The sequence below is a fragment of the Sinomonas sp. ASV486 genome, from assembly GCF_030908215.1.
Classification (GTDB): domain Bacteria; phylum Actinomycetota; class Actinomycetes; order Actinomycetales; family Micrococcaceae; genus Sinomonas; species Sinomonas puerhi.
Genome location: NZ_JAVFJK010000004.1, coordinates 175,773 through 201,549 on the forward strand (window position 1 = coordinate 175,773; position 25,777 = coordinate 201,549).

Genomic DNA, 25,777 nt, shown 5'->3' on the forward strand with positions numbered 1-25,777 from the left:
TATCTGAGCGCCGTGTCTCGACAGCGGGCCGCTCCCTTGTCAGCATCGAGGGGTGACGCAACCACCCGCCGATTCCCACCTGCGCGACCTCGCCCTCCTGCGGCGCGTCCGGGACCGGATCGACCGCGACTACGCGCTGCCGCTGAACGTCGAGGCACTCGCCCAGGGCATCCACATGTCTGCTGGGCACCTGAGCCGGCTGTTCAGGACCGCGTACGGCGAGTCGGTGTACCAGTACCTCATGACGCGCCGGATCGAGCGGGCCATGGCCCTGCTACGGGTGGGGGAACTCAGCGTCACGGACGTGTGCTTCGAGGTGGGCTTCTCGTCGCTGGGCACGTTCAGCACCCGGTTCGCGGAGCTCGTGGGGGTCCCTCCCAGCACCTACCGAGACCACGGCGCGGACATCACCGAAGGCATGCTGCCGTGCATCGCCAAGCAGGTCACGAGACCGATCAGGAATCGAGAAGCGTGGCCTGCCCGCACGCTCTAGCGTGAAGGCATGGAACTCACCATTCACGCAAGCGCACTCCCCCATGTTGATCCCGAAGCCTCGGTGGCCTTCTACCGCGACGTGCTCGGCTTCGAGGTCCGTCAGGACGTCGGCAAGGGCACCATGCGATGGATCACTGTCGGGCCCGTCGGCCAGCCCAGCACATCGATCCTTCTGGCCCCGCCGGCCATCGATCCCGGGATCACCGACGACGAGCGCCGCACCATCTCCGAGATGATGGCCAAGGGCACCTACGGCTGGATCCTGTTGGCCACCCCCAACATCGACGAGGTCTTCGAGAAGGTCCAGGCCACCGACGCCGAGGTGATCCAGGAACCGACCCTGCAGCCCTACGGCCTGCGCGACTGTGCGTTCCGCGACCCGGCGGGCAACCAGATCCGCGTCCAAGAGATTCGCTGATGTGCCATCCCGCCTGGGGCCCGGCGCATGCCCCCGCGCCGTACCCGTGCGACCTCGCGCGGGTACGACGCGTCCGCGACCTGATCGACCGAAACGCCGCGCGGAGCGGCGGGAACTGCGCATGCCACCTCGACACCGCCGCGCTCGCTCGCGCGGCCGGCGTACCGGCGGCCCAGCTCGCCGGCGAGTTCGCGCTCGCCTACGGGATGTCCCCGGAAGAATACGCGGCGTTGCGCCGCGACGAACCGGTCTGCAGACCGGTCAGGAATCGAGAAGCGGCGCTCAGCGCGCCCGGATAGCGTGAAGACCATGGGCATCATCGACTCAATCACCCTCGAAGTGGCGGACCTCGCGGCCGCCCGGGACTTCTACACCGGCGCGTTTGGCCTGGACCTGGCCGCCCATGTGCGGCTGCGCGAATCGCAGCAGACCACGAACGGCTTCCGGGGATTCACCCTATCCTTTGTGGTGTCCCAGCCCGCCAACGCAGATCTCCTCCTCGACGCCGCCCTCGCCGGCGGAGCGGCAGCCCTCAAGCCCGCGTCCAAGTCACTCTGGGGCTACGGCGGCGTGATCCAGGCCCCGGACGGGACCATCTGGAAGGTTGCCACGTCCGAGAAGAAGGACTCGGGCCCGGCACAGCGGCAGACCGACGAGGTCGTTCTGCTGCTGGGCGTTGCCGACGTGGCCGCCAGCAGGAGGTTCTACACGGATCGCGGGCTCACCGTGGCCAAGGCCTTCGGCCGCATGTACGTCGAGTTCGCGGCAGACGGCCCGGTCAAGCTGGCCCTCTACCGCCGTCGCGCGCTGGCCAAGGACGCTGGGGCGGCCCCTGAGGGGACCGGCTCCCACCGCCTCGCGATCACCGGCAGCGCCCGCGCGGTGACGGATCCCGACGGATTTGCCTGGGAGGCGTCGAAGCTCGCCCGGACCGTCTGACCCTGCAGGTTCACCGCAGGACGACGAGCTGCGCCTTCCCGTCCGTGAAGAACTCATCGCCGCTGCCGTTGTGCCCCATCTGGGGGTGCGTGAGCGGCACGAGCCGCTCGGGATACCCGAGCGTGCCGATGATGAAAGCCCGCTCGACGTCGATGTTCGGGTCGATGTGGTGGGTTGGCACCTTGGCCGCCCCGGCGAACTCAATCCCGTCGTCGAAGCTCGCCGTGGCCTCCCAGATCGGACGACCGTCAGGGGCGGCGTAGTCGGTGCGCCAGATGCGGGTGTGGTGCCGCTGGCGCAACGAGTTCGAGGCCGTCGCCTTCTGGAACGCAACCGTCTCCGGCTCGCCCGCCATGAACGCGGGCGTCACTGGGGCCGAGGCGTACTGGCCGCCCTGGATCCCCACCGCAAACGCCTGAAGCGTGTTGGCGAACGTCGACCGGTCGGCACGGGCCCACCCGGCGCCTTCGAAGGCCCCGACGAGCTGGTCCTCGGTGCCCACGAAGATGAAGTTGGCCGGTTCCATGTGGTCGCCGGTGAGCGTCTCGCTGTAGAGCGGCAGTCTGGAGAAGGACGCCGCGTCCAGGGCAGGCAGCTGCTGGGTGGTCGGCTCCCCGGGGTGCTCGTGCGGGTGGATCAGCAGCGGCGCGGTCACAACCGCGAAGACGATCCCGATCGCCGGCACGACGGCGAACGCCCGCCCCGCGCTGCCCGCTCGCCGTTCGTGCCGGACGATGGGGAACCGAGCCGCGATCTCGAGGAAGCCGACGACCGCGGTCAGGAATGCAGCACCGAGCAGCACGCCGCCCCACACGTCGCTCACGAAATGCACCCCCAAGTACACGCGGCTCATCGCGACGAGGAGCACCACCACGAGGTACCCCGCCACGACTAGGGTGCGCGCCACCGTGGTGCGATAGGCCTTGACCAGCAGGTAGGCAAGGAGCCCGTAGACCACGGTAACGCGCACGGCATGTCCGCTCGGGAAGCCGAGGGTGCCCACGTCGAGCAGGGCGAGCGAGGCGTCCGGCCTGTGCCTGCCGAAGAGCAGCTTGACCACCGTCGCGAGCAGTTCCTGTCCCACGACGGCGCCGACGACGACCACGGCCAGGAACCGCTGTCGTTCCCACCACAGCATGGCCGCGGCGGCGACGGTCAAGAAGGTCAGGGCCTGCCAGTTCACAAGCATCGTCGCGGCCGTGAAGAAGACAGTTTCCCCCGGCGTCCGCACTGCTGGCATGAGGTTCGCGATCCGCTCGTCGACCCGGGTCAGCGCCCCACCGGTGGCAACGGTGAACGCCACCCCCAGGAAGCTCATGAGAGGCCACGCGGCGATCGCCACGGTGCCCGTCAGCCAGATCCCGGCGGGGCTGTCCCGTCTGAATCGGCCGCGGAGCCATCCCACCCACGCCGTCTCGCTCGTCCGCACCCTGACCACGTAGGCGTTCGAGGCGAGGCCCTCCCAGGCTGATCTCCCCAGGGAGCGCAGCACCTTCCCCGGCAGGGTCAGCGCCCTCACGACCGCGAAGACAAAGACGGTGACGGCGACCGCCTCGAGGAAGACCGCGGCGAGGAACAGCATCGGCGAAACGAAGATCGTCAGCGTCCTGACCGCGTAGAAGCCTGCCACGATGAGCGCCAGGGCAAGCAGGGCGACGAGGAGGTGCACGCTCGCGCGCCTGTGTGTCGGTGCGTTCGCGATGCGGACCCCGTCGGTGCCTTCCTCTGATGCCATGTTCCCGATTCTCCCCGGCACGTTCCGAAATCCCTGCGTACCCCGCGCGTTTCAGGGTCCGCTCAGGGTGAACCCCGAGAGTAGTCGCGGGGCTGAGCGGGCATAATCGAACGGTGAGCACACCCGGCCACGCCCCACGGAGGAACCCCTACCGAGACCCGAGCGCCTACTGGCCCGACGGCGTCCCGCTGGCCGGCACGCCCGGCGCAGCCGAACAGCGCAGAGGTGAGCTCGTCCGCAGGGGTGGGTCGGCGCCGTCGGCCGTGGCTCCGACACGGCAGCGCGGGCCCCGCCCGTACAAGCCCGTCTCCCGGCTCGCGACGGCTCTCGGCGGGATTTCCCTGGGGCTGGGTCTCCTCGCGCTCACTCTGGGATTCGTGCCGTGGATCGGCGCGTTCCTCGCGGCGCCGCCTCTCCTCGGCTCGGTGTTCGGCGCGTGGGGATCGTTCGCCCGCTCGCGGTTCCGGGCCGCACGCATCTCGGCGATGGCGATCGGGGGCGTGGCGCTGAGCGCGCTTCACGTGGTCATGCTCTTCGTGCGCTGACGCGCATCAGTCCTCACTGTGCAGGTCCCGGCGCCGCGCGCTGAGCAGCTCGACCTCGGGCCGGCCCGCCACGAGGCGTTCGACGGCGTCGACCACCTCGAGCGCGTGCGCTCGGTCCGCGCTCACCACGACCGCGCCGATGCGTGCCCGCCTGTGCAGGTCCATGTCCCCGACCTCCGCGACCGAAACCTCGAACCTCTTCCGAACCTCGGCGATGATCGGCCTCACCACGGACCGCTTTTCCTTGAGCGAGTGAACGTCTCCCAGCAGCAGGTCCAGCTCGATCCAGGCGATCCACATGCGCCCATTCTCCCGCGCCACGAGCTGCGCGCCGCGAGCTGACGCAATTGCAGGTGCTGGCCGTGGTCGTCAGACTGCGCCAAGCCGGGCGAGGCGGCGTCGGGCGGCGGCCTGGCTCGGCCCGATGGGACCGAGGGCGCGGCCGACGACGGCGAGCGTCGCCTTCGCGGCCGGCGTCGCGGGCAGCGGCATCGGGCCGAGCCGGGGGCGCGACAGTCCCAGCAGGTCGAGGTGCCGCTGCGGCATCGTCTCGAGCACGGCGCCGAACAGCATGGCGTAGCCCGGCTTGAGCAGCGGGTCGAGGGGCGGACGCCGCAGGAAGGCGACCACCTCGGCGACACGGGGGCCGCCGGCCAGCTGCCCCGCGGCGTCGAACGCCTCGATGCGCGACTGCAACGCGGCCTCGGTACGCGGCGGATCCGCCACGCCCATGAGCTCGCCGGCGAGCGCCCACCCGCCCACGTACGCGTCCGCGCCGCCGGGCACCGGCCCGTGGAGTGCCTCGTACGTGCGCAGGAACGCGTCCGTGAACGCGATGTGGACCCACTCGGCAAGGGCCGGGTCGTTGGCGGAATAGTGCAGGTGCTTGCCGCTGCCGGATACGTAGTCGCCCTCGACCGGCTCATGGCGCCGCCGCACGTACGCGCACGCGCGCCGCGCCGCCGTCGTGTCCCCGTAGGTGACCGTGAAGATCCAGCGGATGGTCCCCGCGAGCCGTGCGAGCGGGTCGGTGCGGTAGTCCGAGTGGTCCGCGACGCCGGCCAGCACACCGGGGTGGAGGGCCTGGGTGAGGAGGGCGCGGATGCCGCCGGCGATCGGCGACATGGAGCTGTGGACCGCCCAGACGGCGGAGTCGGGCGCGAAGAAGCCCGCGTCATCGCCCTCCTCGAGGGCCGTCTCCCATGCGGGAACGCTTTCGGACTGGCCGGCGAAGGTCAGGCGGAGGCGGGTGCGGAGCGGGCCGAGCGCGTCGAGGGGCACCTCCCCAGCGTACGGCCGGAAAGAAGAAGCCGCCGGAGCCCCCTCCGTTGACTCGGAGTCGGGGCCCCGGCGGGTGGGGTCTACTTTGCCCAGTACACGTGGTTCGTGAGGGGGCGGAAGTCGTCCTGATCCGAGACGGTGACTACCTCGCCGATCAGGATGACGTGGTCCCCTGCGTCCACCCGCTGCCAGAGGCGACACTCGAGGTGCGGGACGTCGTCGGCCACGATGGGAGAGCCCAGGGTCCCGGGCTCCCAGGCCAGTCCCGCGAACTTGTCCGTTCCCTTCGCCGCGAACCTCTTGACCAAGTCCTGGTGGGACTCGGACAGGATGTGCACGGCGTAGTTGTCGGTGCGGTTCCAGATCTCGAATGAGCTCGACTTCTTGTCCACCGCCCAGGAGACGAGCGGCGGGTCGAGGCTGACCGAGGTGAACGAGTTGCTCACGAGGCCCGCAACCGTGCCGCCGTCCGAGGTGGTCATGACCGAGATGCCCGTCGCCCAGCGCCCCATGGCGCGGCGCAGGTCAGCACCGGTCACAAGGTCGAGCGGCATCGCGGTCATGAGGTTGCTCCAGCATCGGAAGGACGCCCGGTGCATCAGGCGCCGTACTTGCCGCGGATGGACACCGCGGCCGGATCCTCATCTGGGGCACCCCACTACGGGAGAGGGTTGCCGCCCGGCCAGCCAGAGCTTAACGCCGGGACTCTTGATCCTGCCTTCCACCCTACGGAAAGTTCGCGAGGCTCGTCCAGCCCGGGCCACCGGGCTGGACACACTGCGACACACTGTCAAATGAGCTGACCCGGCCCGCCGCGCGGCGCCTGATCGGCGAGGCACGACGGCGGGTGGGCACCCGCCGTCGTGCCTCACCGCCCGTGCACACGCCGCCTGCGCACGCCGCGATTATTACGGCCGCGCACCGCGTGTTTGCGCCGAGGGCGCGAATTGCGTGAAAGTTGAAGCAAACCCATCCCGAGCGGCCGAGAGATCTGGCTCCACGACGCCGCAGCAACCCTGGCCACCAAGTGCCACTGGTGCTACCGCCAGAACCGATGGAGATGTGAATGTCCGCAATAACCCCTGCCCCCGCTGTCAATTCCGACCAGAGCGGTTCTGCCCAGACCGACCCCAACCGGATCGCGTTCTGGGAGAACGCCGCGCGGCGCCTCGCGTGGGAGCGCGAGTGGGACACCGCCCACACCTGGATCCCGGCAGACCCCGAGGCCAACGAGCCCCCCGTAATCCGCTGGTTCGAGGGCGGCCGCCTCAATGCGGCGGTGAACTGCGCGGACCGGCACGTGGCCGCGGGGCGCGGGGACAAAGTTGCGCTGCACTTCGAGGGTGAGCCGGGCGACCGCCTCACCGTCACGTACGCAGACCTCCAACGGCGTGTCTCCCAGGCGGCAAACGCGCTGCTCGCGCTCGGGGTCGGCAAGGGCGACCGTGTGGTCGTCTACCTGCCCGTGCTCGTCGAGACCGTGGTCATCACTCTCGCGTGCGCCCGAATCGGCGCGGTGCACTCGCTCGTGTTCGGCGGGTTCTCCGCCGAGGCCCTGCGATTCCGGGTCGAGGACACGGGCGCCAAGCTGCTCGTCACCACGGACGGACAGTACCGCCGTGGCAAGGCCGTCCCGGTCAAGGAGAACGCCGACGCCGCGGTGCGCGGCGGAGCGGCCGGCGGGGACAACGCCGTCGAACATGTCCTGGTGATCAGGCGGACGGGGTCCGACATCGAGTGGACGCCGGGCCGTGACGTGTGGTGGCACGAGCTCGTCGACGCGCAGCCCGACGTGCACGAGGCCGAGGCGTTCGACGCCGAGACGCCGCTGTTCATCATGTACACCTCCGGGACCACCGGGAAGCCCAAGGGCCTCGTGCACACGACCGGCGGCTACCTGACCCAGTCGTCCTGGAGCCACGAGTATCTGTTCTCGAACCCCGACCCGGCGCTGCGCGACAGGGACGTGCACTGGTGCACAGCCGACCTCGCGTGGGTCACGGCGCACACGTACGAGATCTACGGGCCGCTCTCCAACGGCGTCACGCAGGTGATCTTCGAGGGCACGCCCAACACGCCGCACCCGGGCCGGCACTTCGAGATCATCCAGCGCTACGGCGTCACGAGCTACTACACCGCGCCAACGCTGGTGCGCTCGCTCATGGGCTGGTTCCCCGACGGCGTCCCGGCCGAGTACAACTTCAGCTCGATCCGGGTCCTCGGGACCGTGGGCGAGGCCGTGAACCCGGAGGCATGGCGATGGCTGCGGGCCAACATCGGGCGCGACGCCGCCGTGGGCCCGCACCACGTCCCGATGGTGGACACGTGGTGGCAGTCCGAGACCGGCGCGACGGTGCTCTCCCCGCGGCAGACCGACGCCGCGTTCAAGCCCGGGTGTGCCACGAGGGCGCTGCCCGGTCTCGCCACCGCGATCGTGGACGACGACGGCGCTCCGGTGCCGCCGGGCGTGCAGGGCTACATCGTGGTCACCGAGACCGGGCCCGCCATGGCGCGCACCGTGTGGGGCAACCCGCAGCGGTACCTGGACTCGTACTGGCGCAAGTACGCGGAGCAGGGCTGGTTCCTCGCCGGCGACGGCGCGAAGTTCGATTCCGACGGCGACACCTGGATCCTCGGGCGCGTCGACGACGTGCTCAACGTCTCCGGGCACCGGCTCTCGACAATCGAGATCGAGTCCGCTCTCGTCTCGCACCCGGCCGTGGTCGAGGCTGGCGTCTGCCCGGTCTCTGATGCGAAGACGGGGCACGCGGTGGCGGCGTTCGTCGTCGTGAATCCGGACGCCGTAGCGGCACTCCCCGATGGCCCGTCGAGCCTCGCCGACGCCCTCCGCGCCCACATCACGAAGGAGATCGGCCCGATCGCGAAGCCGCGCGACGTCGTCGTGGTCCCAGACGTGCCCAAGACGCGCTCAGGCAAGATCATGCGGCGCCTGCTCACGCAGCTCTTCGAGGGCACCGCACTCGGCGACACGACGAGCCTTCAGAACGAGCCGTGCGTCGAGGAGATCGAGAAGGTCCTCGCGGCCCGGTAGTCCGCGGCCAGAGACCCCACAGGCAAACGCCAGAGACCCCGCAACCCGAACGAATCCGGTTGTGGGGTCCCTGGCGGACCGTTGTGGGGTCTCTGGCCGACTGTTGCGGGGTCTCAGACCGCGGCGGCCTCGAGCTCGCCCTCGCGGACCTTCGAGAACGCGATGGTCCAGGAGACGAGCTGGTCGAGCATCGGGTCGACCGAGGCGGCCTGCAGCTCGGTCGGCTTGAACACCGAGAAGTTCTCGAAGTCGGTGAAGAGCGAGAACATGCCAGTCTTCTGCACGTGCGCGACCTGCAGCTCCGACAGGATGCCGCGCAGGTGCTCGACGGCGCGGGCGCCCATCGCGGAGCCGTAGCCCACGATGCCCGCCGTCTTGTTCGCGAACTCGGCGTTCAGGAACGAGAGCGCGTTGGCGAGGGCCGGCGTCGTCGAGTGGTTGTACTCGGGGGTCACGAACACGTAGCCGTCGAACTCGGCAATCTTCGCGGCCCACGCCTTGGTGTGCTCGCCCTGGTAGTTGCCGTATGCGGCGGGGAAGGCCTCGTCGAGGAGCGGCAGGTTGAAGTCGTCGACGTCCACGAGCTCGTAGACCGCGTCGCCGCGCTGGCTCGCGCGGGCCACGACCCACTCGGCCACCTGGCGGTTGTTGCGACCCGGGCGCGTGCTGCCGGTCACGACGGCGATGCGGGGCGCACCCTCGCGCACGACGGCGGCCGGGGCCTCGGGCGCGACCGTCACCTCGGCAGCGGGGGCCTCGGCGACAACGACGGGGGCCTCGGCGCGATGGGCGGGGGTCTCGGTCTTGCCGAAGAGCTTCTTGAGCCAGGACATGATGCCTCACAGGGTAGGTAGTTGACGTTTCAACCAACACTCTACACCGCCGTCAGTTGACGCATCAACATCCTGTTGGCCATCTCATATGCCTCATTGCTGGCACAGCCTGTCCAGTGCGTCGTTGACGGCAGACTCGACCTGGTCGCTGTAGAGGTCCCTCTGCTTCGATGTGTCCGAGTCCTCGAGCTCGGTGGCCATCGGCTTCACCGAGAGGCTCATTGCCGCCTGGTACTTGCCGTCGTCGCTCACGACCGCCACGGTTCGGTACTCCCAGAACCCGCCTCGCCCTTCGTATCGCTGGCCCGAGGAGCACCCGTCGGAATGCATCCACACACCGAGCCCATAGGGCAACCGCGATAACGGTGCCTTCTTCATCTCAGCAAGCGAGGCCGCGGAGACCAGTCGGCCCTGGAACAGCGCGGCGAAGAACGTATTCAGATCGCCCATCGTCGATACCGCCCCTGAGTCCGGCAGGCCCGCGTTGTAGCTGTTGTCAGTGAGATCGATCCGCTCCCCGTGCAGCGTCACGTAGCCGTGCAGGAGATCGGCCGCGTGGATGTCGACCCGGTCCGTGCTCGTCTTCGAGAGCCCGAGCGGAACGATGACCTCGTCGCGGAGCACTTCGGCGAATGGCCGATGCCGTAGCGTCTGGACGAGCAGTCCGAGTGCTGCGTAGTTCGTGTTCGAGTAGTGGAACTCGCCGACGCTGAAGGCGGTCCACGGGAGGGTTCCGGCGAGTTGGAGTTCCCGTTCCATGGTCATCTCCTGAGCGAGCACGGGCCGGAAGTCGGGATCCTGCGGGAGCGCGTCGTTGACCTCTGGGATGCCAGATGTGTGGTTCAGCAGCTGACGGACGGTGATCGGCCCGGGCGGGTGCAGCGACGTCGTGAAGCCCGGGATCACGTCATTGACGGGATCATCGAGCCCGATCAGCCGATCGTCGACGAGCTTGAGCGCGGTCACGGCGGTCATGGTCTTGGTGACGCTGGCGACTCCGAGACGGTCATCCGGCTGGGCCGCCTTCTTGGTGTCGAGGTCTCGGACGCCGTAGGCCTTAGACCACTCGCCGCCCGGCCAGCGGACCCGGACCACGGCGGCCACCGCCCCGTTGGCGATGAACTGTCTGGCTTGGTTGTCGATGGACGCGGCGGCGGTGGGGATGGATTCCGTCGGCGTGGGGTCTGGCGCCGTATACGAGCATCCGGCAAGCGCGAGGGCGGCCACCGCCGCGGACACGCGCAGGAGGGCGCGGCTCTGGGGAGTCATGGGAATCGGCCGATCAAGGAGTGCGGGGTCAGGGGCGTGGCCGTCTGCGGCGCCGCGCCCGGCCATGCGCTCCTCGACGTCGCTGCCCAGCACCTACATTTTAGCGCCCGTCCGCGTCATAACGCCCGTCTGGCCCTTAACGCCCGTCCGGCTGGGAAGCCCCGAGGTGGGCCCGAACCCAACGCCGCACCGCGCCGTCGAACGCGTGCGGATCCTCGATGAAGCTCAGATGCCCGACGCCGGGGAGCACTTCGAGCGCGGCGCCCGGGATCTGCGCCCGGAGGGCCTCACCCACCGAGACAGGTGAGCGCGCATCCTCGGACCCGTACAGGAGGAGGGTCGGGACCGAGATGGTCGGCAAAACGGGCCGGTAATCAGCGCGGCCCGCGAGCTCGAGGAGCGCACGCATGCCGGACGGGCGGAAGTCGGCCATGACGCGGGAGACGAGATCGCACATCGCCGGCGTGGCCCGTTCCGTGAAGAGGGTGGGCAGCCACGCCGGGATGATCTCCGTGGCCGGGCGGTCCAGCTCGGCGAGCACCTGCGCGTACCGGCGGTCAACCTCCTCCGGCGGCAGGGAACCGGCCCAGCCGGCGTACGCCGAGGCCAGGATCAGGGTCTGCGCGGCCTGCGGCGCAACGCCGACGAGGTCCAGGGCGACCGTCGAGCCGAAGGAGAGGCCGAGCACGTGCGGGCGCCGCTCCCCCGTGAGCCCGAGCGCGGCCAGCAAACCGTCGAGGACCAGGCCGAGGCTCCCGGCGAAGTCTGGCGGGAGGTCGTCGGAGCCGCCGCAACCTGGGGCGTCCCACGCGATGACCGTGAACTCATCCGAGAGGTCCGCGAGCTGGCGCTCCCAGATGCGGCTGTCCTCGTACGCCCCGTGGAGGAGCACGAGCGGCGCGCCCGTGCCCGCCCGACGGTACGCGATGGTCAGGCCGCCAACGTTGACGCCCTGGAGCTCGGGGACACCCATGCAGCAAGGGTCCGTCGGTGCCCGGGTGCCGTCAACGGGGCGCGACGGACGGCACATCTCCTTGCCTCAGCCGCTTCTCCGTGTCTGGTCGGGCAAGGAGAAGCGGCTGAGGCAAGGAGGTGGGCATCCAATCTGCTACCCGAAGCGGCTCGGGTTCACGCCCGCGCGGGCCATCGCGGCCGAATCCTCGTCGCGGCGCGCACGCAGCCGTGCATCCATCTCGGCGGACGCCCGCAGCTGGTCAGCGAGCCAGGCCCACCCGCGGCGCAACCCGCGGCGGAGCGCCGAGAAGTCCGGCAGCCCGAGGAGGTCCCCCGCGAGCTCGGGGACTGCCGTCGGAGGCACGAGGGGGCGCGCCCCGGCCTCGGGTGCCGCGCCGAACGGGAGGAGGGCGGACGACGGCGGGTTCCCGGCCGCCGTCGTGCGTCCGCCGACCGCCGTGGTTCCGGTATGCGGCCTCCGGACGGGGCGCGGGGCGATGGGGCGGACCGGGTGGAGGAGTCGGTCGTCGGCGGGCGACGGCGCGTGGCCGACTGGAGTGCGAACGCCGGCGGATTCGACGGCGTGGGCATCAGGCACGCGATGGGCCGATGCGGCGGGGGTTTCGGTGCGGGTGTTCGTTGCCATGCCCTGAGTGTGCGCCGCCCCGAACCGCGCCCCAACGATTCGACCCTCACCGAATCCTCGCTTTCGCGCGGGTTCCAAACCTACCCTGATTGCATGTTCATCACGCTCACGAGCGAGGACCTCACCAAAGTGCATTTCGAGGCATCTCCTCTCTGGGAGACGGTCACGAGCCTGCGCGCCCTGCAGGCCGGCACGCCGCTGCACCGGCCGTGGATCGCGGAGGCGCGGCAGCGCATCACCGCGAGCGAGGAGCCTCTCGGGCGCGAGCACTTGCGGATCCTCACCACGCTCGTGCAGCCGCAGGGCTTCATCGCGGACTCGCTCACGCCCACGCCCACGCGGGCGGACACGTTCGCGGAGGCCCTGAACGCTGTCGCGGAAGTCCCGGCCGAGCTGTGGCTGCGCGACCTCGACTGCCTCGAGGGGCGCAAGCCCACGGGCTACGTCCGGGCGACGCTCGACGAGCTCCGCGCCGACGTGGACGCCGCTGTGCCCCGCATTGTCGCGGCGCTGCGCTGGTATTGGCACACCGCCGTCGAACCCTACTGGCCCAAGCTGCGCTCGATACTGCTGGCAGACATCGACTCACGGCTCGACGAACTCTCGCGCTACGGCATCCAGGAGGTCTTCAAGACCCTCCACCCGAGCGTCCGCGCCACGTCCACTGGCCTCGAGATCACGCGCGGCTGCGAGGCCACCGACCTGCCCGCGCCCGGCAGCGGGCTCATCCTCGTGCCGAACGCGTTCGTGTGGCCGTCAACTCTCGTGCTCAACATCGCGCCGTTCGTCCCGACGATCACGTACGCGCCACGCGGGGTCGGGCGGCTGTGGGAGACAACGCGGGAAACGCGCGAATCGCCCGTCTCGCGGCTCCTCGGACGGACCCGGGCGCAGATCCTCGCACAGCTGGACGTGCCGATGACGACGACGCAGCTGGCCTGCGCCCTCGACCTCGCGGCCGGGACGGTCAACTCGCATCTGAAGGTGCTGGCAGATTCAGGGCTCGCTGAGGCGCTTCGGGCAGGGCGCGAGGTGTTCTACCAGCGCGGCAGGGTAGGCGAGGAGCTGCTCGCGAGGGCCTAGCCCCGTTGTGGGGTCTCTGGCACCCCGTTGCGGGGTCCTTGGCACCCCGATGCGGGGTCCCTGGCGCGACCAAGGACCCCTCAAGCGCCCGCCAGAGACCCCTCAACGAGAATGGCCGGTTGAGCTCCCGCTCGAGCGCGCCCTCGGCGATCCGGGTGAAGACCGGGGCGAAGCGTTCGGCGAGCTCCGCGTATAAGCCGTCCCGCGGCGTCGTGCTTCCCATGGTTCCCTCCCTCAAGCGCGCCCGGACAGAGGCGCGCATGCTCGAACATGGTTCGATCCACCCGGGAGATTCGGGTCGATTACGACATGTTGTGCGGCCTAACGCAACGGCGGCCGCGCACGACGGCGACGGGTCCCCTTGGAGCGCCGTCGAACTTTATTCGGCACTCACCGCCGGCATCGGAGTGTGACGAAACAATTTGCTTCATTACGCCCATTTTCCGCACAATCAGAGGGACCATCCCGAGCGGCCGAGAGATCTGGATCTGTGACGCCGCAGCAACCCTGGCTCCGCTGTGGGAGCCACAGGGTGCTACTGCCAGAAGCGATGGCGAGTGTCAGCAACGCTCCACGTCGCGCCCGAGTTCCAAGGAGCGCCACCATGACCGATCACGTGATTGACCTCGAGACCCCGCTCAAGTTTGCCTACTGGGTCCCCAACGTCTCCGGCGGGCTTGTCGTCTCGACGATCGAGCAGCGCACCAACTGGGAGTTCGAGTACAACAAGAAGCTCGCCCGCATCGCGGAGAACTCCGGCTTCGAGTACGCGCTGACCCAGACCCGGTACGCCGCGAGCTACGGCGCGGACAAGCAGCACGAGGCCACCTCGTTCAGCCTCGCCCTCCTCATGGCAACCGAGCGGCTCAAGGTCATCTCGGCCGTGCACCCGGGCATGTGGCACCCGGGCGTCCTCGCGAAGTTCATCATCACCGCGGACCACCTCTCCGGCGGCCGTGCGGCCGTGAACATCGTCTCGGGCTGGCTCAAGGACGAGTTCGTGAACTTCGGCCTGGAGTGGCTCGAGCACGACGAGCGCTACGTCCGCACCGAGGAGTTCATCAACGCCCTCCGCGGCCTGTGGACCGAGAAGGACTACTCGCAGTCCGGCAAGTACTACAACATCACGGACTTCACCCTCAACCCCGCCCCCCTGGACATCCCGGGCCGCGCGCACCCGGAGATCTTCTTCGGCGGCAACTCGACGGCCGCGCAGGCCGCCGCGGGCCGCACCGCGGACTGGTACTTCTCCAACGGCCGCGACCTCGAGCCGTTCAAGGACAACATCCGCGGTGTCCTGGCCGCCGCCGGCCAGGGCCGCACGGCCCCCGCAGCCCCGCGTTTCGGCCTCAACGGCTTCGTGATCGCGCGCGAGACCGAGAAGGAGGCGCAGGACACCCTGCGCGAGATCATCGCCAAGGCCCACAAGCCCGCCGTCGAGGGCTTCGCCGCCGCTGTGAAGGAGGCCGGCCAGTCCACGAAGGACGGCAAGGGCATGTGGGAGGACTCGACGTTCGAGGACCTCGTCCAGTACAACGACGGCTTCCGCACCAAGCTCATCGGCACTCCCGAGCAGATCGCCGAGCGCGTCGTCGAGTACAAGAAGATCGGCGTGAACCTGTTCCTCACGGGCTACCTGCACTTCCAGGAGGAGCTCGAGGCGTTCGGCCGCGACGTGCTCCCGATCGTGCGCGAGCTCGAGGCGGACCTCGCCCGAAAGAACGGCACCGAGCTTCGCACGGACCTGCTGCCAGTCACTGGTTCTGCCGCGGGCCTCGCCGGGGCGAACGCCTGATGGCGGAGCGCCAGTTCGGGTTCCGCACCCGCGCCCTGCACGCTGGCGGCACGCCCGACGCCGAACACGGCGCGCGGGCCGTCCCGATCTACCAGACCACCTCGTTCGTGTTCAAGGACTCGGACGACGCCGCGAACCTGTTCGCGCTGCAGAAGTACGGCAACATCTACTCGCGCATCGGCAACCCGACGGTCGCGGCCTTCGAGGAGCGCATCGCCTCCCTCGAGGGCGGCATCGGCGCGGTCGCGACGGCGTCGGGCATGGCCGCGGAGTTCATCACGTTCGCCGCGCTCACGCAGGCCGGGGACCACATCGTCGCGTCCTCGAAGCTGTACGGCGGGACGATCACGCAGCTCGACGTGACCCTTCGCCGCTTCGGTGTCGAGACCACGTTCGTCGACTCGACCGACCCGGCCGAGTTCAAGGCCGCCCTGCGGGAGAACACGAAGGCCGTCTACACCGAGGTGGTGGCCAACCCCTCCGGCGACATCGCAGACCTGGCCGGCCTCGCCGCCGTCGCCCATGAGCACGGTGTCCCGCTCGTGGTCGACTCGACGCTCACCCCGCCCTACATCCTGCGGCCCATCGAGCACGGCGCGGACATCGTGATCCACTCGGCCACGAAGTTCCTCGGCGGCCATGGGACGACGCTCGGCGGCGTGGTCGTCGAGTCTGGGACGTTCAACTGGGGCAACGGCAGGTTCCCGTCCATGACCGAGTCGGTGCCGAGCTACGGCAACGTCTCGTGGTGGGGCAACTTCGGCGAGTACGGCTTCCTCACGAAGCTGCGCTCCGAGCAGTTGCGTGACATTGGCCCGTCCCTGCCCGCGCAGTCCGCGTTCCAGCTCCTCCAGGGCGTCGAGACGCTCCCGCAGCGCATGGACGCGCATCTCGCCAACGCCCAGCGCGTGGCCGAGTGGCTCGAGGCCGATCCGCGCGTCACGTATGTGAACTACGCGGGCCTGCCCTCGCACCCGCAGTACGAGTACGCCAAGAAGCTCCTGCCGCTCGGCGTGGGCTCGGTGTTCAGCTTCGGTGTGAAGGGCGGCCGCGAGGCCGGGGCCCGCTTCATCGAGGCGCTGCAGATCGCCTCGCACCTGGCCAACATCGGCGACGCGCGCACCCTCGTGCTCCACCCCGGCTCGACGACCCACCAGCAGCTCTCCGCAGAGCAGCTCGTCGCGGCCGGCGTCCCGGCGGACCTCATCCGGCTCTCCGTGGGCCTCGAGGACGTCGAGGACATCATCTGGGACCTCGACCAGGCACTTGCTGCAAGCCAGAACCGGTCTCAGGAGGTTGTCGAGCTGGAGCAGGAATTCGCGGCCCCGACGTACGACGGCGAGGCGTGCGTGATCCGGTCCGTCGCCGCTGCAGCGGGTCGCCAGCAGGAAGGGGAGGGCAAGTGAGCGCCGCCGTCGAAAGCACCGAGCGCACGTGGGTGGGGCCGACCGCCCCCGAGCGCCTCAAGATCCTCCGCGATACGAAGGTCATCGCGATCGTCGGCGCGTCTGACAAGCCGAGCAGGGCGAGCTACTTCGTCGCGACGTACTTGCTGTCCTCGACGAAGTACCGCGTGTACTTCGTCAACCCCGTCGTGAAGACGATTCTGGGCCAGCCCGTCTACGCCTCGCTCGCGGACCTGCCCGAGACGCCTGACCTCGTCGAGGTGTTCCGCAAGCACGACGACCTGCCCGGCGTCCTCGCCGAGGCCAAGGCCGCGGGCGCCAAGACGATCTGGCTCCAGCTCGGCTCGTGGCACGAGGGCGTCGCGTCCGACGCCGAGGCCGCGGGCATGAGCGTGGTCATGGACCGCTGCGTCAAGATCGAGCACGCGCGCTTCCACGGCGGCCTCCACCTCGCGGGCTTCAACACAGGGGTCATCTCGAGCAAGCGCCAGACCCTCGCCTAACCCCCTCCCGTTGCGGGGTCCCTGGCGCACCGTTGCGGGGTCTCTGGCACATAAAGACCCCACAAGTGGTCGCCAGAGACCCACAACGCGACGGGGCGGGGCGAGACGAGGGAAGCGACGGGATATTTCGTCTAGTAGTGACCCCGCAAGGTCGTGCTTAAGCACAGTGATCCGCGCCACGGAACCGGGCATGATGGATCTATGACTAGCACTGCGAGCACCCCAGCAGAGCCCGGCTACCGGGTCCTGAACCCCGCCACGGGCGAGGTCGTCGAGACGTTCCCCACCGCCACGGACGCCGAGGTCGAAGCCGCCCTCGCCGCAGCCGAGAGCGCCTACCAGTCTTGGCGCGAAACCCCGATCGAAGACCGCGCCAAGGTCGTGTCCCGCATCGGCGAGCTCTTCACCGAGCGCGCCGACGAGCTGGCAGCGATCATCACCGAGGAGATGGGCAAGCCCCTCGGCCAGTCCAAGGGCGAGGCCGAGTTCTGCACGGACATCTTCAAGTACTTCGCCGACGAGGGCCCGACCCTTGCCGCGGACCAGGAGATCAAGACCTTCTCCGGGGGCCGCGCCGTGGTGCAGAAGCTCCCGGTCGGCCCGCTCCTGGGCATCATGCCGTGGAACTACCCGTACTACCAGGTGGCCCGCTTCGCCGCGCCGAACCTCATGCTCGGCAACACGATCGTCCTCAAGCACGCCGAGTCGTGCCCGCGTTCGGCTCTGGCGATCCAGCAGATCATGGACGACGCCGGCGTCCCGGCGGGCGCGTACGTGAACGTGTTCGCGTCGCACGCGCAGATCGCGGACATCATCGCCGATCCGCGCATCCAGGGCGTTTCCCTCACCGGATCCGAGCGCGCGGGCGCGATCATCGGCGAGCTCGCGGGCAAGAACCTCAAGAAGGCCGTCCTCGAGCTCGGCGGCTCGGACCCGTTCGTGGTCCTCGACTCGACCGACGTCAGGGGCCTCGCGGACACCGCATGGGACACGCGCATGGAGAACACGGGCCAGGCCTGCAACTCGAACAAGCGCATGATCGTCGCCGAGGACATCTTCGACGACTTCGTTGCCCAGCTGACTGCCCGCGCGCTGGCCCTCACCCCCGGCGACCCCGCCGCCGACGCCGCAGAGACGTATGGCCCGATGTCCTCGCGCGCCGCCGCCGTGGGCATCGCCGCGCAGGTGCAGGACGCCGTCGACAAGGGCGCCACGCTCCACGCCGGGGGCGTGCTCTCCGACGGCGACGCCGCGTATTACGCCCCCGCGGTTCTCACTGGTGTGACCCCGGACATGCGCGCGTACAGGGAGGAGCTGTTCGGTCCGGTCGCAGTGGTCTACAAGGTGGGCAGCGACGAGGAGGCCCTCACGCTTGCCAATGACACCCCGTACGGGCTCGGCGGCGCCGTCTTCTCCGCGGACACCGCCCGCGCCGAGAAGGTCGCCTCGCGCCTCGAGACCGGCATGGCCAACGTCAACACCCCGGCCGCCGAAGGCGCCGAGATGCCGTTCGGCGGCGTCAAGCGCTCGGGCTTCGGCCGCGAGCTCGGCCCGCTCGGCATGGACGAGTTCGTCAACAAGCGCCTCTACTACGTGGCCGGCTGAGGGGTCTCGACCCCGCTCAACCCCCGCCGGCTGAGCGCAGCCGCAATGAAGCACGACGGCGGCCCGGGCCACAGTAGTACCAAACGTGAACCGGGCGCCGGGCTGGGGAGCCCGTGGGCAATCAACTCCGCGCTCGGGCGGCCGGCACCTCGGTGGCCTCCAGGGCCCGGGCCCCCCCGTCGTGCTTCGCCGTTGGGAAGTAGGTGGCTGTCGAGTCTTTCCTCAATCGTCGAACAGTCCGGGTCCTTTCCGGCTCCGAACTCCCATGGAAGGGCGGACCACGCGGTCGCCCCGGGAGGGAGCTGTCAATGCGTTCGACGAGGTGGGCGGCGCTGGTCGCCGCCGGAACACTCATGCTCAGCGGCTGCGCGGAAGGTGGGAACGCAGCGGCTCGTGACACGAGCCCGCAGTCGCCGGTGGGCGCAGGAGCAACTGCCCGAGTCACGGGAGCTGCTGGAGCCCCGGAAGAGGGCGCGGGGCCTTCGCCCGCCGCGAAGATGGTCTGCGATCCCGAGATCAGGGAGCGCATCGCCCAGATCCTCGCCCTTCCAGACCCGCCGCAGCCTGGATCGACCTGGTCCCAAGGGCTCTTCTCGTGCCTCTACCGGCTCCCCACAGGAACACTGACCCTCTCGGTCCAGGAATCCTCCAGTCCCGCGGCCGCGCGGATCAACTTCGAGTCGGTGAAGGAGCGTCGCGGCCCGATGAAGGACATCGAAGGGCTTGCGAACCTCGGCTTTCCCGCCGCGCAGTCCTCGACAGGAACCGTGGCGTTCCTCAAGGACTCGTTCACCCTCACGGCCGACGCCACGGGCCTTTCCGAACCCGTCGGGCCGCATGGAATCACGCGGACCGCTCTGGCCTACCAGGTGGCGACGGACGTCCTCGCCTGCTGGTCCGACGGATAGGGCCACGCCCTGCCCAGGCCGGGGTGACCAATCCGCGAACCGGTCCCGCACCGAAAGACCTGTGTCAGAGTCCTCCACGGGTTTCGCTTCACGGGAACTCCCGGGACATCAGGCTCCACCAAGAGGAAGCCACCATGATGAAGAAGTCAGCATTTCTGTTCGCCCCGGCACTAGCCCTCGGCGCCTTGGCCCTGTCCGGCGTCCCGGCACAGGCGGCGGATAACTGGACGTATCAGGCCAATCTCGCTTCGATCAACGGTTCCAACGCCTCCGGCACCGTGATGATCACGGTCAACGGCGACCAGGCAACCGTCACCGAGAAGGTCTCGGGCCTCGCCGCGTCCTTCAACGGGAAGCCCTACCCGCATGTGCAGCACATCCATATCGGGGCGAAGGGCCAGTGCCCGGGTCCCTCAGCGGACACGAACGGGGACGGAGTCGTCAGCACCACCGAAGGCGCCCCCTTCTACGGTGGGATCGGCGCGACGCTTTCCACGAGCGGTGACACGAGTCCCGCCGCCGGCACCGACCTGGCTGTCGCGGGCATGGGCTCGAGCTACACCTACCAGCGCACCATCACCCTCGACGCCAAGACCTCGGATTCGCTCAAGGCCGGCACGGCCGTGGTCGTGGTGCACGGGCTGGACCCGGCGACACTCTCCGCCGCCGCACAGAAGGAGCCGAGCGACCTCGTTCCCTCACTCCCCCTGGCTGCCACCTCTCCTGCCCTGTGCGGGACGCTGACTGCCATGCCTGCTGGGGCCCCGGGAACCGGGATCAGCGAGCCGACCGGTACCGTCGAACCCACCGTGGGTCTTCTCGCGGCTGGCGGCGGGCTCATGCTGGGCGCCGGTGCCGCGTTTGCTCTCAGGCGCCGACTCGCCCCGGCCAAGGCAACTCAGAGGATCTGATGCGCTTCGGCATCGGCCGTAGCCGTGGACGCCTTGCGGCGTCCGCGGCGGCGGTCATCCTGATGGCGGCCGGGACGGCAACCGCCGCCGCTGGGCTCGGGGCGGTCCACGCACCGTGGGACGAAGCTACGGCCACCCCGACGACGTCGGCGATAGCCGCGCCCGCACCGTCGACGTCGGTTGCTGTTCCGGACCCAGCGTCGCCCCCAACGCCGAGCGCCGCGGTTCCCGCACCGCCGTCAGCCGCGACGGGTCCCGTACTTGCTTCCTCCGTGCCCGGGCGCCTCCAGGTGCCCGCGGTCGGGATCGACACGCCGCTCATGCAGCTCGGGAAGCAGCCGGACGGCGAAGTCCAAGTCCCACCGGGCGAGCCCGGATCGCCGGCAGGCTGGTACACCGGTTCCACAACGCCCGGGCAGACCGGCTCCGCCGTCATCCTGGGCCACGTCAACGCGATTGGAACCCCGATCGGCGTCTTCTACCGCCTCCACGAACTCACCCCCGGCGAGCAGGCAACCGTGGTCCGCGCCGACGGGACGGCTGCAGTCTTCGCCGTCGACCACGTGGACGTCTACCACAAGGCGTCCTTCCCCACCGTTGAGGTGTACCGGAACGCCGATCGTCCCGAACTCCGCCTGATCACGTGCGGCGGCTACGACCCCGCCTCAGGCCAGTTTCTGGACAACACGGTTGTCTACGCGCATCTCGTCGCGACGCATCCGTCGTAAGAGCCCTCTGACCGAAAGGACCAGCCGTGGCACGCCCGAAGACATTCCAGACCCTGCTCCTGGCGAGTGGTCTCATCCTCACCGTGGGTGCGTGCTCGCCGCCGGCGGGACCCACGCCCTCCCCGTCCTCGACGATGACCATGGACATGGGGTCGAGCTCACAAGCGACGATCCACGTGAAGGACTTCGCTTTCACAGGAGCCAACTCTGCCGCCGCCGGCACGCGCATCAGCGTGATGAACATGGACGGCGAGGCCCATTCCGTCACGGCAGACGATGGCTCTTTCGATGTCACCGTCCAGCCCGGAAAGACCCTCGACTTCACGGTCCCCGCAAAACCTGGCACCTATGCCTACCACTGCAAGTTCCACGCGGACATGCATGGAACGCTCACGGTCCGGTGACGCGGAGACGGCCAGCGCCCCCGCGTCAGCCGGCCAAGGCACGGCAGGCTGCAATGCCCTCGCGAGCCCACTCGGCTTGCTCCGGGGTTCCGACGCGGGAGGCCCACTGCTCGGCGAGCTGGAATTCGACGAGCGCCCGGTGCGGCTCTCCGGCGTCGAGGAACATCCAGCCGAGGTTGCCGTGGAGCGAAACGCACCACCGTTGCGCGCGCGGGCTGTGGGCCTCCCGCGCATACTCGATCCCCGCGCGGGCCCAGGACTCGGCATGGTCCGAGTCGGCAATGGCGAGCATGTGGAAGGCATCCGCTGCGAGGAACTCGTCTCCGAGGTGCTCGCCGAGCTCGGCGGCCTGCTCGAACAGCGGAACAGCCATCGCGGCGTGCCCGGAGGAGTTGAGGACACGGCCCCGCTCGAGCAGCACGCGCACCGAGATGGTGGGGTCCTCCTCGCAATCGATGCCGTCGAGGAGCGCGTCAGCTTCCTCATAGCGTCCTTGGAGCCCGATCGCGCGGCCGAGTTGGGTGGTGAGCTCGCCGCGCTCGGCGTCGTCGAACGGGCGGCCGCCAAGGGCACCGTCCTCGAGTGCGCGCCGGAAGGCAGCTTCGGAGGCTGAGGGATCGGAGAAGTTCCAGAGGGCATCAAGGGTGGACTGGTCGAGCATCGGGCCTCCTTGGGCAGGGCGGTCGCGGCGTCGTTGCACCCACCCTAACCCGCTCAGCGCGCCAGCCGGCTCCAGCCGAGCGCCTCGCGTTGCGTGCGGGGAAGGCCGGCCACGACGAGGTCATACGAGTCCTCGACCAGATCGCGCACGTCGTGGTCCGTCAGTCCCCCGTCGAGGCGCACGTCGCTCCAGTGCCGCTTGTTCATGTGCCACGCCCCCGTGATCTCCCGATGCGCGGCCCGCAGCTGCACGGCGAGCACGGGATCGCACTTGAGCGCCACGCTCAGCGGTGTGGCGTCGAGGTTCGAGAGGGCAAACATCTTCCCCGGCCGGTCCTCACCGCCGGAGGGCGCACGGACCTTGAAAACGGAGGCCTCCGGGCCGAAGGGGAAATCCTCGTAGGCGCCCGGAAACCGGAGGCACAGCGTTCGCAGTTCGGCTGAATCCATGGGGTGGCGTCCCTCAGGCGCGTTTCCGGTTCCGCCGCCAGAGCTCCTGGTCGGGGCACGCGTTCATGACGACGTCGAGCCGGGCCGCCTCAGCGCGCTCCGCGGCGGCATCGTCGATCACACCGAGCTGCAGCCATAACGCCTTCGCGCCCACAGCGATGGCCTGGTCCACGACGTCCCCCACGCGATGGGAATTCACGAAGCAGTCCACGACGTCGATCGGGTGCAGTTCCGCGGGGATGTCCGCGAGGGCCGCATAGCCCTTCTCACCGTGCACATCCTCGCCACGGAGATTCACGGGGATGATGCGGTTGCCCATGACGTCCCGTACGGTGAGGGCCACGGAATGCGCGGCGCGCCATTCGTTCCTGGTGAGGCCCACGATCGCCCAGGTTCCTGGGGTCTCCATCAGGCGGTCAATGACAGCCGGATCGTTCACATGCCGCATGGGGTCATGCTATCCCCGGAGCCTGAAGGGGCGCAGGGAAGGGTCAGTGGTTGCCGCCCGGCCCGCTCGCGCCCTGGCCGCCGGAGTCCGAACGCCCAGGAGTGCGTCCGCCCTGCGTGTTCTGGTTCTGGTTTGACTGACCCTGATTGGCGTCGCCCTGGCTGTTCTGTCCCTGGCTGTTCTTGCCCTCGGAGGCCGAGTCCTGCGCGTGCTGGTCCCCCTTGGCGTCAGAGGCTTTGTCCTTCGCCGGCGCCGCCGGGATACTGGCCGGGTCGACGGCCGACGCCGTTCCCTCCGGCGCCGGGGCCTGCGTATGGACGCTCTCGGCCGGGGTGAGATCTGACCAGTCCTGGGCCTGCCAGGGCCATGTCTGCCCGGTCACTGCTGCGACTCCGCTGGCGCCGAGTCCCATTCCCGCCGCGACCAGCACACCGATCACGGCGCCCCGGTGACGCTTGATCCATCGTGGGTGCCCCACCCCGGTGGCCTTGAGTGCCGAGGCCGCCATGAAGCGCGCCAGAGGGCCCGAGGGCTCGGGTGCCGGTGCCGCGCCGAGCGCCGCGATCCGTTCGAGCACGTGCGAGAGTGCGACGTCGTGCTCGAGGCCTTCCTCTGCGAGCAGAGCTCGCAACGCGGTCCTGTTCATGGTCATTGGACCCACTCTTCCTCGGACACATGCTCCCGCAGGGCAAGGAGCGCCCTGCGCTGGAGCTGTTTGACCGCCCCCGGCGACTTGCCGAGGACGGTGGCGACCTCATCGATGGTCAGCTCCGCGACAATCCGGAGCGTGAGCACCTCTCTCTGATCTCCCTTGAGCTTGCCGATCAGGATCTCTGCATCGGTCTGGCCCGTGGCCACGAGCGCGTCGTGCTCCGCGGAGTTAGTCTGACGGGTATCCGTCAAGGGGTCGTAGTCGACGATCCGTGGCCTGCGCTCGTTGCGCCTGTAATGGTCGACGACGCGGGCGTGCGCCACCGAGAACAGGAACGTCTTGAGGCCGGCCACGCCGCCCTCAATCGATCCGAGCCGCGATAGGACCGTCACGAAGACGTCCTGGGTCAGAGCCTCCGGATCATCCACGCCCCGTGCCGACATGTAGCCGATCACCGCGGGAGCCAGCGAACGGTACACGAGCGTGAACAGCTCATGCTCCGTCATGGCGCCCGGCGCGAGGTCGGCGTCGATGATCGGTTCGAGCACGGGGCTTCCCTGACTTCCTGCGGGCACAATCTGCCCAGTCTAGCCGTCCGCCAGCTGCGCGGACGGCTCTGTCTGGGGCAGAGAAGAAGCCGGGCTGGAACATGATGGGGGACAGATTCCAGCCCGGCTTGCACTCACGTAATCGCTCCGGAACCCGGAAAGGTTACGCGGTGACGGAATTTCTTGTGCGGGTTCCGACTCCGCTCCATCACCGTCAGTCGATGAGGTCGCGGACCACGATGGTCTGCTCGCGATCGGGGCCTACCCCGATCGCGGAGAACCGCGTGCCAGAGAGCTTCTCGAGCGCGAGAACGTAGTCCCGGGCATTGGCCGGCAGTTCGTCGAGGTTCGTGGCGCCCGAGATGTCCTCGGTCCAGCCGTCGAAGTACTCGAAGATCGGCTTGGCGTGGTGGAACTCGGTCTGGGTCATGGGCATCTCGTCGTGCCGCACGCCGTCGACGTCGTACGCGACGCACACCGGGATCTTCTCGATGCCGGTGAGCACGTCGAGCTTGGTGAGGAAGTAGTCCGTGAAGCCGTTGACGCGCGAGGCGTGGCGGGCGAGGACGGAGTCGTACCAGCCACAGCGGCGCGGACGTCCCGTGTTGACGCCGAACTCGCCGCCGGTCTTCTGCAGGTACTCGCCCATCTCGTCGAACAGTTCGGTGGGGAACGGTCCGGCGCCGACCCGGGTCGTGTACGCCTTGATGATGCCGATCGCGCGCGAGATGCGGGTGGGCCCGACCCCGGAGCCCACGGAGGAACCGCCCGCCGTCGGGTTCGAGGACGTCACGAACGGGTACGTGCCGTGGTCCACGTCGAGGAACGTCGCCTGGCCGCCCTCCATGAGGACCACCTTGCCGTCGTCGAGCGCCTTGTTGAGCTCGTAGGTCGAGTCGATCATGAGCGGCCGCAGGCGGTCCGCGAAACCGAGGAAGTAGTCCACGGTCTCATCGACGCTCACGGCACGGCGGTTGTACACCTTGACGAGGAGCTCGTTCTTCTGGTGCAGCGAACCCTCGACCTTCTGGCGCAGGATCGACTCGTCGAACACGTCCTGGACACGGATGCCGAGCCGCGCGACCTTGTCCATGTAGGCGGGGCCGATCCCACGGCCGGTGGTGCCGATGGCCCGCTTGCCGAGGAAGCGCTCGGTGACCTTGTCGAGCGTCTGGTGGTACGGGGCCACGAGGTGCGCGTTGGCGGAGACGCGCAGTCGTGACGCGTCGCCCCCACGGGCCTCGAGCCCGTCGATCTCCTCGAAGAGCGCCTCGAGGTTCACCACGCAGCCGTTGCCGATGATCGGGATCGCGTTGGGGCTCAGGATGCCGGCAGGAAGGAGCTTGAGCTCGTACTTCTGGCCGCCCACGACGACGGTGTGCCCGGCGTTGTTGCCGCCGTTGGGCTTGACCACGTAGTCCACCCGATGTCCGAGCAGATCCGTCGCCTTGCCCTTGCCTTCATCGCCCCACTGGGCTCCGACGATCACGATTGCTGGCATGGATGGAT

Annotated in this window: 28 protein-coding genes and 2 riboswitches; of the genes, 14 read left to right on the forward strand and 14 right to left on the reverse strand. The window is 69.1% G+C overall.

The window, feature by feature from the left end:
* Positions 1-52 precede the first annotated feature (52 nt).
* The 3 genes from RBS60_RS07395 (at position 53) to RBS60_RS07405 (ending at position 1,852) form a co-directional block, all read left to right on the forward strand.
* A complete protein-coding gene (locus RBS60_RS07395) occupies positions 53-493 on the forward strand; it encodes a helix-turn-helix transcriptional regulator (RefSeq protein WP_307956899.1) in 441 nt (146 codons plus the stop codon).
* A gap of 9 nt (positions 494-502) precedes the next feature.
* Positions 503-913: a VOC family protein gene (locus RBS60_RS07400; protein WP_307956900.1), complete on the forward strand. Its 411-nt coding sequence runs from the start codon at positions 503-505 to the stop codon at positions 911-913.
* Between the two features lie 309 nt (positions 914-1,222).
* Positions 1,223-1,852, forward strand: coding sequence for a VOC family protein (locus tag RBS60_RS07405; protein ID WP_307956901.1), 630 nt, complete (start codon positions 1,223-1,225; stop codon positions 1,850-1,852).
* Positions 1,853-1,862: 10 nt separating this feature from the next.
* Here RBS60_RS07405 and RBS60_RS07410 read toward each other — a convergent pair whose 3' ends face one another.
* Complete coding sequence (locus tag RBS60_RS07410; RefSeq protein ID WP_307956902.1) at positions 1,863-3,587, reverse strand: LssY C-terminal domain-containing protein; 1,725 nt, start codon at positions 3,585-3,587, stop codon at positions 1,863-1,865.
* Between the two features lie 113 nt (positions 3,588-3,700).
* Between RBS60_RS07410 and RBS60_RS07415 the strand changes: the two genes are divergently transcribed.
* Positions 3,701-4,132 (forward strand): hypothetical protein, encoded by a 432-nt coding sequence (locus tag RBS60_RS07415; RefSeq protein ID WP_307956903.1) that lies wholly within the window; start codon positions 3,701-3,703, stop codon positions 4,130-4,132.
* Positions 4,133-4,138: 6 nt separating this feature from the next.
* On the opposite strand, the gene RBS60_RS07420 is transcribed toward RBS60_RS07415, so the two are convergent.
* The 3 genes from RBS60_RS07420 to RBS60_RS07430 all read right to left on the reverse strand — a co-directional run bounded on the left by RBS60_RS07420 (position 4,139) and on the right by RBS60_RS07430 (position 5,976).
* A complete protein-coding gene (locus RBS60_RS07420; RefSeq protein ID WP_307956904.1) occupies positions 4,139-4,432 on the reverse strand; it encodes a DUF503 domain-containing protein in 294 nt (97 codons plus the stop codon).
* A gap of 69 nt (positions 4,433-4,501) precedes the next feature.
* Complete coding sequence (locus RBS60_RS07425; RefSeq protein WP_307956905.1) at positions 4,502-5,413, reverse strand: oxygenase MpaB family protein; 912 nt, start codon at positions 5,411-5,413, stop codon at positions 4,502-4,504.
* Positions 5,414-5,493: 80 nt separating this feature from the next.
* Complete coding sequence (locus tag RBS60_RS07430; RefSeq protein ID WP_307956906.1) at positions 5,494-5,976, reverse strand: flavin reductase family protein; 483 nt, start codon at positions 5,974-5,976, stop codon at positions 5,494-5,496.
* Positions 5,977-6,015: 39 nt separating this feature from the next.
* Positions 6,016-6,127: riboswitch (SAM riboswitch) on the reverse strand.
* 252 nt (positions 6,128-6,379) lie between these two features.
* Positions 6,380-6,474, forward strand: a riboswitch (SAM riboswitch).
* A 5-nt stretch (positions 6,475-6,479) separates the two neighbouring features.
* Here RBS60_RS07430 and acs point away from each other — a divergent pair.
* Complete coding sequence (acs, locus tag RBS60_RS07435) at positions 6,480-8,465, forward strand: acetate--CoA ligase (protein ID WP_307956907.1); 1,986 nt, start codon at positions 6,480-6,482, stop codon at positions 8,463-8,465.
* A 113-nt stretch (positions 8,466-8,578) separates the two neighbouring features.
* Here acs and RBS60_RS07440 read toward each other — a convergent pair whose 3' ends face one another.
* From RBS60_RS07440 to RBS60_RS07455, 4 genes are all read right to left on the reverse strand, one after another.
* Positions 8,579-9,301, reverse strand: coding sequence for an NADPH-dependent FMN reductase (locus RBS60_RS07440; protein WP_374049251.1), 723 nt, complete (start codon positions 9,299-9,301; stop codon positions 8,579-8,581).
* 90 nt (positions 9,302-9,391) lie between these two features.
* Positions 9,392-10,660: a serine hydrolase domain-containing protein gene (locus RBS60_RS07445; RefSeq protein ID WP_307956909.1), complete on the reverse strand. Its 1,269-nt coding sequence runs from the start codon at positions 10,658-10,660 to the stop codon at positions 9,392-9,394.
* 43 nt (positions 10,661-10,703) lie between these two features.
* Positions 10,704-11,540, reverse strand: a complete 837-nt coding sequence (locus RBS60_RS07450) for an alpha/beta hydrolase (RefSeq protein ID WP_307956910.1) — start codon at positions 11,538-11,540, stop codon at positions 10,704-10,706.
* A 135-nt stretch (positions 11,541-11,675) separates the two neighbouring features.
* Positions 11,676-12,167 carry a hypothetical protein gene (locus RBS60_RS07455; protein WP_307956911.1) on the reverse strand — a complete coding sequence of 164 codons (492 nt, stop codon included), beginning with the start codon at positions 12,165-12,167 and terminating at the stop codon, positions 11,676-11,678.
* Positions 12,168-12,260: 93 nt separating this feature from the next.
* Between RBS60_RS07455 and RBS60_RS07460 the strand changes: the two genes are divergently transcribed.
* The 9 genes from RBS60_RS07460 (at position 12,261) to RBS60_RS07500 (ending at position 21,510) form a co-directional block, all read left to right on the forward strand.
* Positions 12,261-13,250, forward strand: a complete 990-nt coding sequence (locus tag RBS60_RS07460) for a winged helix-turn-helix domain-containing protein (RefSeq protein ID WP_307956912.1) — start codon at positions 12,261-12,263, stop codon at positions 13,248-13,250.
* A gap of 604 nt (positions 13,251-13,854) precedes the next feature.
* On the forward strand, positions 13,855-15,045 hold the full coding sequence (gene sfnG / locus RBS60_RS07465) for a dimethylsulfone monooxygenase SfnG (RefSeq protein WP_307956913.1): 1,191 nt from the start codon (positions 13,855-13,857) through the stop codon (positions 15,043-15,045).
* Positions 15,045-16,451, forward strand: coding sequence for an O-acetylhomoserine aminocarboxypropyltransferase/cysteine synthase (locus RBS60_RS07470; protein WP_307956914.1), 1,407 nt, complete (start codon positions 15,045-15,047; stop codon positions 16,449-16,451). The genes sfnG and RBS60_RS07470 overlap by 1 nt, the downstream gene beginning before the upstream one ends.
* Positions 16,448-16,954: a CoA-binding protein gene (locus tag RBS60_RS07475; RefSeq protein WP_307956915.1), complete on the forward strand. Its 507-nt coding sequence runs from the start codon at positions 16,448-16,450 to the stop codon at positions 16,952-16,954. The genes RBS60_RS07470 and RBS60_RS07475 overlap by 4 nt, the downstream gene beginning before the upstream one ends.
* A 201-nt stretch (positions 16,955-17,155) precedes the next feature.
* Positions 17,156-18,559 carry an NAD-dependent succinate-semialdehyde dehydrogenase gene (locus RBS60_RS07480; protein ID WP_307956916.1) on the forward strand — a complete coding sequence of 468 codons (1,404 nt, stop codon included), beginning with the start codon at positions 17,156-17,158 and terminating at the stop codon, positions 18,557-18,559.
* 308 nt (positions 18,560-18,867) lie between these two features.
* A complete protein-coding gene (locus RBS60_RS07485; RefSeq protein WP_307956917.1) occupies positions 18,868-19,467 on the forward strand; it encodes a hypothetical protein in 600 nt (199 codons plus the stop codon).
* Between the two features lie 134 nt (positions 19,468-19,601).
* Complete coding sequence (locus tag RBS60_RS07490; RefSeq protein ID WP_307956918.1) at positions 19,602-20,378, forward strand: hypothetical protein; 777 nt, start codon at positions 19,602-19,604, stop codon at positions 20,376-20,378.
* On the forward strand, positions 20,378-21,106 hold the full coding sequence (locus RBS60_RS07495) for a class F sortase (RefSeq protein ID WP_307956919.1): 729 nt from the start codon (positions 20,378-20,380) through the stop codon (positions 21,104-21,106). Before RBS60_RS07490 ends, RBS60_RS07495 begins: the two co-directional genes overlap by 1 nt.
* Before the next feature lie 26 nt (positions 21,107-21,132).
* The gene (locus RBS60_RS07500; protein ID WP_307956920.1) at positions 21,133-21,510 is read left to right on the forward strand and encodes a cupredoxin domain-containing protein; all 378 of its coding nucleotides are present in this window, start codon (positions 21,133-21,135) and stop codon (positions 21,508-21,510) included.
* Between the two features lie 25 nt (positions 21,511-21,535).
* On the opposite strand, the gene RBS60_RS07505 is transcribed toward RBS60_RS07500, so the two are convergent.
* The 6 genes from RBS60_RS07505 to RBS60_RS07530 all read right to left on the reverse strand — a co-directional run bounded on the left by RBS60_RS07505 (position 21,536) and on the right by RBS60_RS07530 (position 25,769).
* Positions 21,536-22,171 carry a tetratricopeptide repeat protein gene (locus tag RBS60_RS07505; protein WP_307956921.1) on the reverse strand — a complete coding sequence of 212 codons (636 nt, stop codon included), beginning with the start codon at positions 22,169-22,171 and terminating at the stop codon, positions 21,536-21,538.
* A 53-nt stretch (positions 22,172-22,224) separates the two neighbouring features.
* Positions 22,225-22,620: an MmcQ/YjbR family DNA-binding protein gene (locus RBS60_RS07510; RefSeq protein ID WP_307956922.1), complete on the reverse strand. Its 396-nt coding sequence runs from the start codon at positions 22,618-22,620 to the stop codon at positions 22,225-22,227.
* A gap of 13 nt (positions 22,621-22,633) precedes the next feature.
* Positions 22,634-23,068, reverse strand: a complete 435-nt coding sequence (locus RBS60_RS07515) for a CoA-binding protein (protein WP_307956923.1) — start codon at positions 23,066-23,068, stop codon at positions 22,634-22,636.
* A gap of 43 nt (positions 23,069-23,111) precedes the next feature.
* Positions 23,112-23,720, reverse strand: a complete 609-nt coding sequence (locus RBS60_RS07520) for a hypothetical protein (RefSeq protein WP_307956924.1) — start codon at positions 23,718-23,720, stop codon at positions 23,112-23,114.
* Complete coding sequence (locus RBS60_RS07525; protein ID WP_307956925.1) at positions 23,717-24,295, reverse strand: RNA polymerase sigma factor; 579 nt, start codon at positions 24,293-24,295, stop codon at positions 23,717-23,719. Before RBS60_RS07525 ends, RBS60_RS07520 begins: the two co-directional genes overlap by 4 nt.
* 187 nt (positions 24,296-24,482) lie before the next feature.
* Positions 24,483-25,769 carry an adenylosuccinate synthase gene (locus RBS60_RS07530; RefSeq protein WP_307956926.1) on the reverse strand — a complete coding sequence of 429 codons (1,287 nt, stop codon included), beginning with the start codon at positions 25,767-25,769 and terminating at the stop codon, positions 24,483-24,485.
* Between the last annotated feature and the right edge of the window lie 8 nt (positions 25,770-25,777).

What these genes read in the sequence shown, in the direction of transcription:
- RBS60_RS07460 (WP_307956912.1), top strand. Translation starts at nt 12,261, where the DNA reads ATGTTCATCACGCTCACGAGCGAGGACCTCACCAAAGTGCATTTCGAG.
- RBS60_RS07530 (WP_307956926.1), bottom strand. Translation starts at nt 25,769, where the DNA reads ATGCCAGCAATCGTGATCGTCGGAGCCCAGTGGGGCGATGAAGGCAAG.
- RBS60_RS07495 (WP_307956919.1), top strand. Translation starts at nt 20,378, where the DNA reads ATGCGCTTCGGCATCGGCCGTAGCCGTGGACGCCTTGCGGCGTCCGCG.
- RBS60_RS07430 (WP_307956906.1), bottom strand. Translation starts at nt 5,976, where the DNA reads ATGACCGCGATGCCGCTCGACCTTGTGACCGGTGCTGACCTGCGCCGC.
- RBS60_RS07480 (WP_307956916.1), top strand. Translation starts at nt 17,156, where the DNA reads ATGACTAGCACTGCGAGCACCCCAGCAGAGCCCGGCTACCGGGTCCTG.
- RBS60_RS07470 (WP_307956914.1), top strand. Translation starts at nt 15,045, where the DNA reads ATGGCGGAGCGCCAGTTCGGGTTCCGCACCCGCGCCCTGCACGCTGGC.
- RBS60_RS07515 (WP_307956923.1), bottom strand. Translation starts at nt 23,068, where the DNA reads ATGCGGCATGTGAACGATCCGGCTGTCATTGACCGCCTGATGGAGACC.
- acs (WP_307956907.1), top strand. Translation starts at nt 6,480, where the DNA reads ATGTCCGCAATAACCCCTGCCCCCGCTGTCAATTCCGACCAGAGCGGT.
- RBS60_RS07410 (WP_307956902.1), bottom strand. Translation starts at nt 3,587, where the DNA reads ATGGCATCAGAGGAAGGCACCGACGGGGTCCGCATCGCGAACGCACCG.
- RBS60_RS07510 (WP_307956922.1), bottom strand. Translation starts at nt 22,620, where the DNA reads ATGGATTCAGCCGAACTGCGAACGCTGTGCCTCCGGTTTCCGGGCGCC.
- RBS60_RS07420 (WP_307956904.1), bottom strand. Translation starts at nt 4,432, where the DNA reads ATGTGGATCGCCTGGATCGAGCTGGACCTGCTGCTGGGAGACGTTCAC.
- RBS60_RS07450 (WP_307956910.1), bottom strand. Translation starts at nt 11,540, where the DNA reads ATGGGTGTCCCCGAGCTCCAGGGCGTCAACGTTGGCGGCCTGACCATC.
- RBS60_RS07485 (WP_307956917.1), top strand. Translation starts at nt 18,868, where the DNA reads ATGCGTTCGACGAGGTGGGCGGCGCTGGTCGCCGCCGGAACACTCATG.
- RBS60_RS07400 (WP_307956900.1), top strand. Translation starts at nt 503, where the DNA reads ATGGAACTCACCATTCACGCAAGCGCACTCCCCCATGTTGATCCCGAA.
- RBS60_RS07505 (WP_307956921.1), bottom strand. Translation starts at nt 22,171, where the DNA reads ATGCTCGACCAGTCCACCCTTGATGCCCTCTGGAACTTCTCCGATCCC.
- RBS60_RS07520 (WP_307956924.1), bottom strand. Translation starts at nt 23,720, where the DNA reads ATGACCATGAACAGGACCGCGTTGCGAGCTCTGCTCGCAGAGGAAGGC.
- sfnG (WP_307956913.1), top strand. Translation starts at nt 13,855, where the DNA reads ATGACCGATCACGTGATTGACCTCGAGACCCCGCTCAAGTTTGCCTAC.
- RBS60_RS07405 (WP_307956901.1), top strand. Translation starts at nt 1,223, where the DNA reads ATGGGCATCATCGACTCAATCACCCTCGAAGTGGCGGACCTCGCGGCC.
- RBS60_RS07490 (WP_307956918.1), top strand. Translation starts at nt 19,602, where the DNA reads ATGATGAAGAAGTCAGCATTTCTGTTCGCCCCGGCACTAGCCCTCGGC.
- RBS60_RS07455 (WP_307956911.1), bottom strand. Translation starts at nt 12,167, where the DNA reads ATGGCAACGAACACCCGCACCGAAACCCCCGCCGCATCGGCCCATCGC.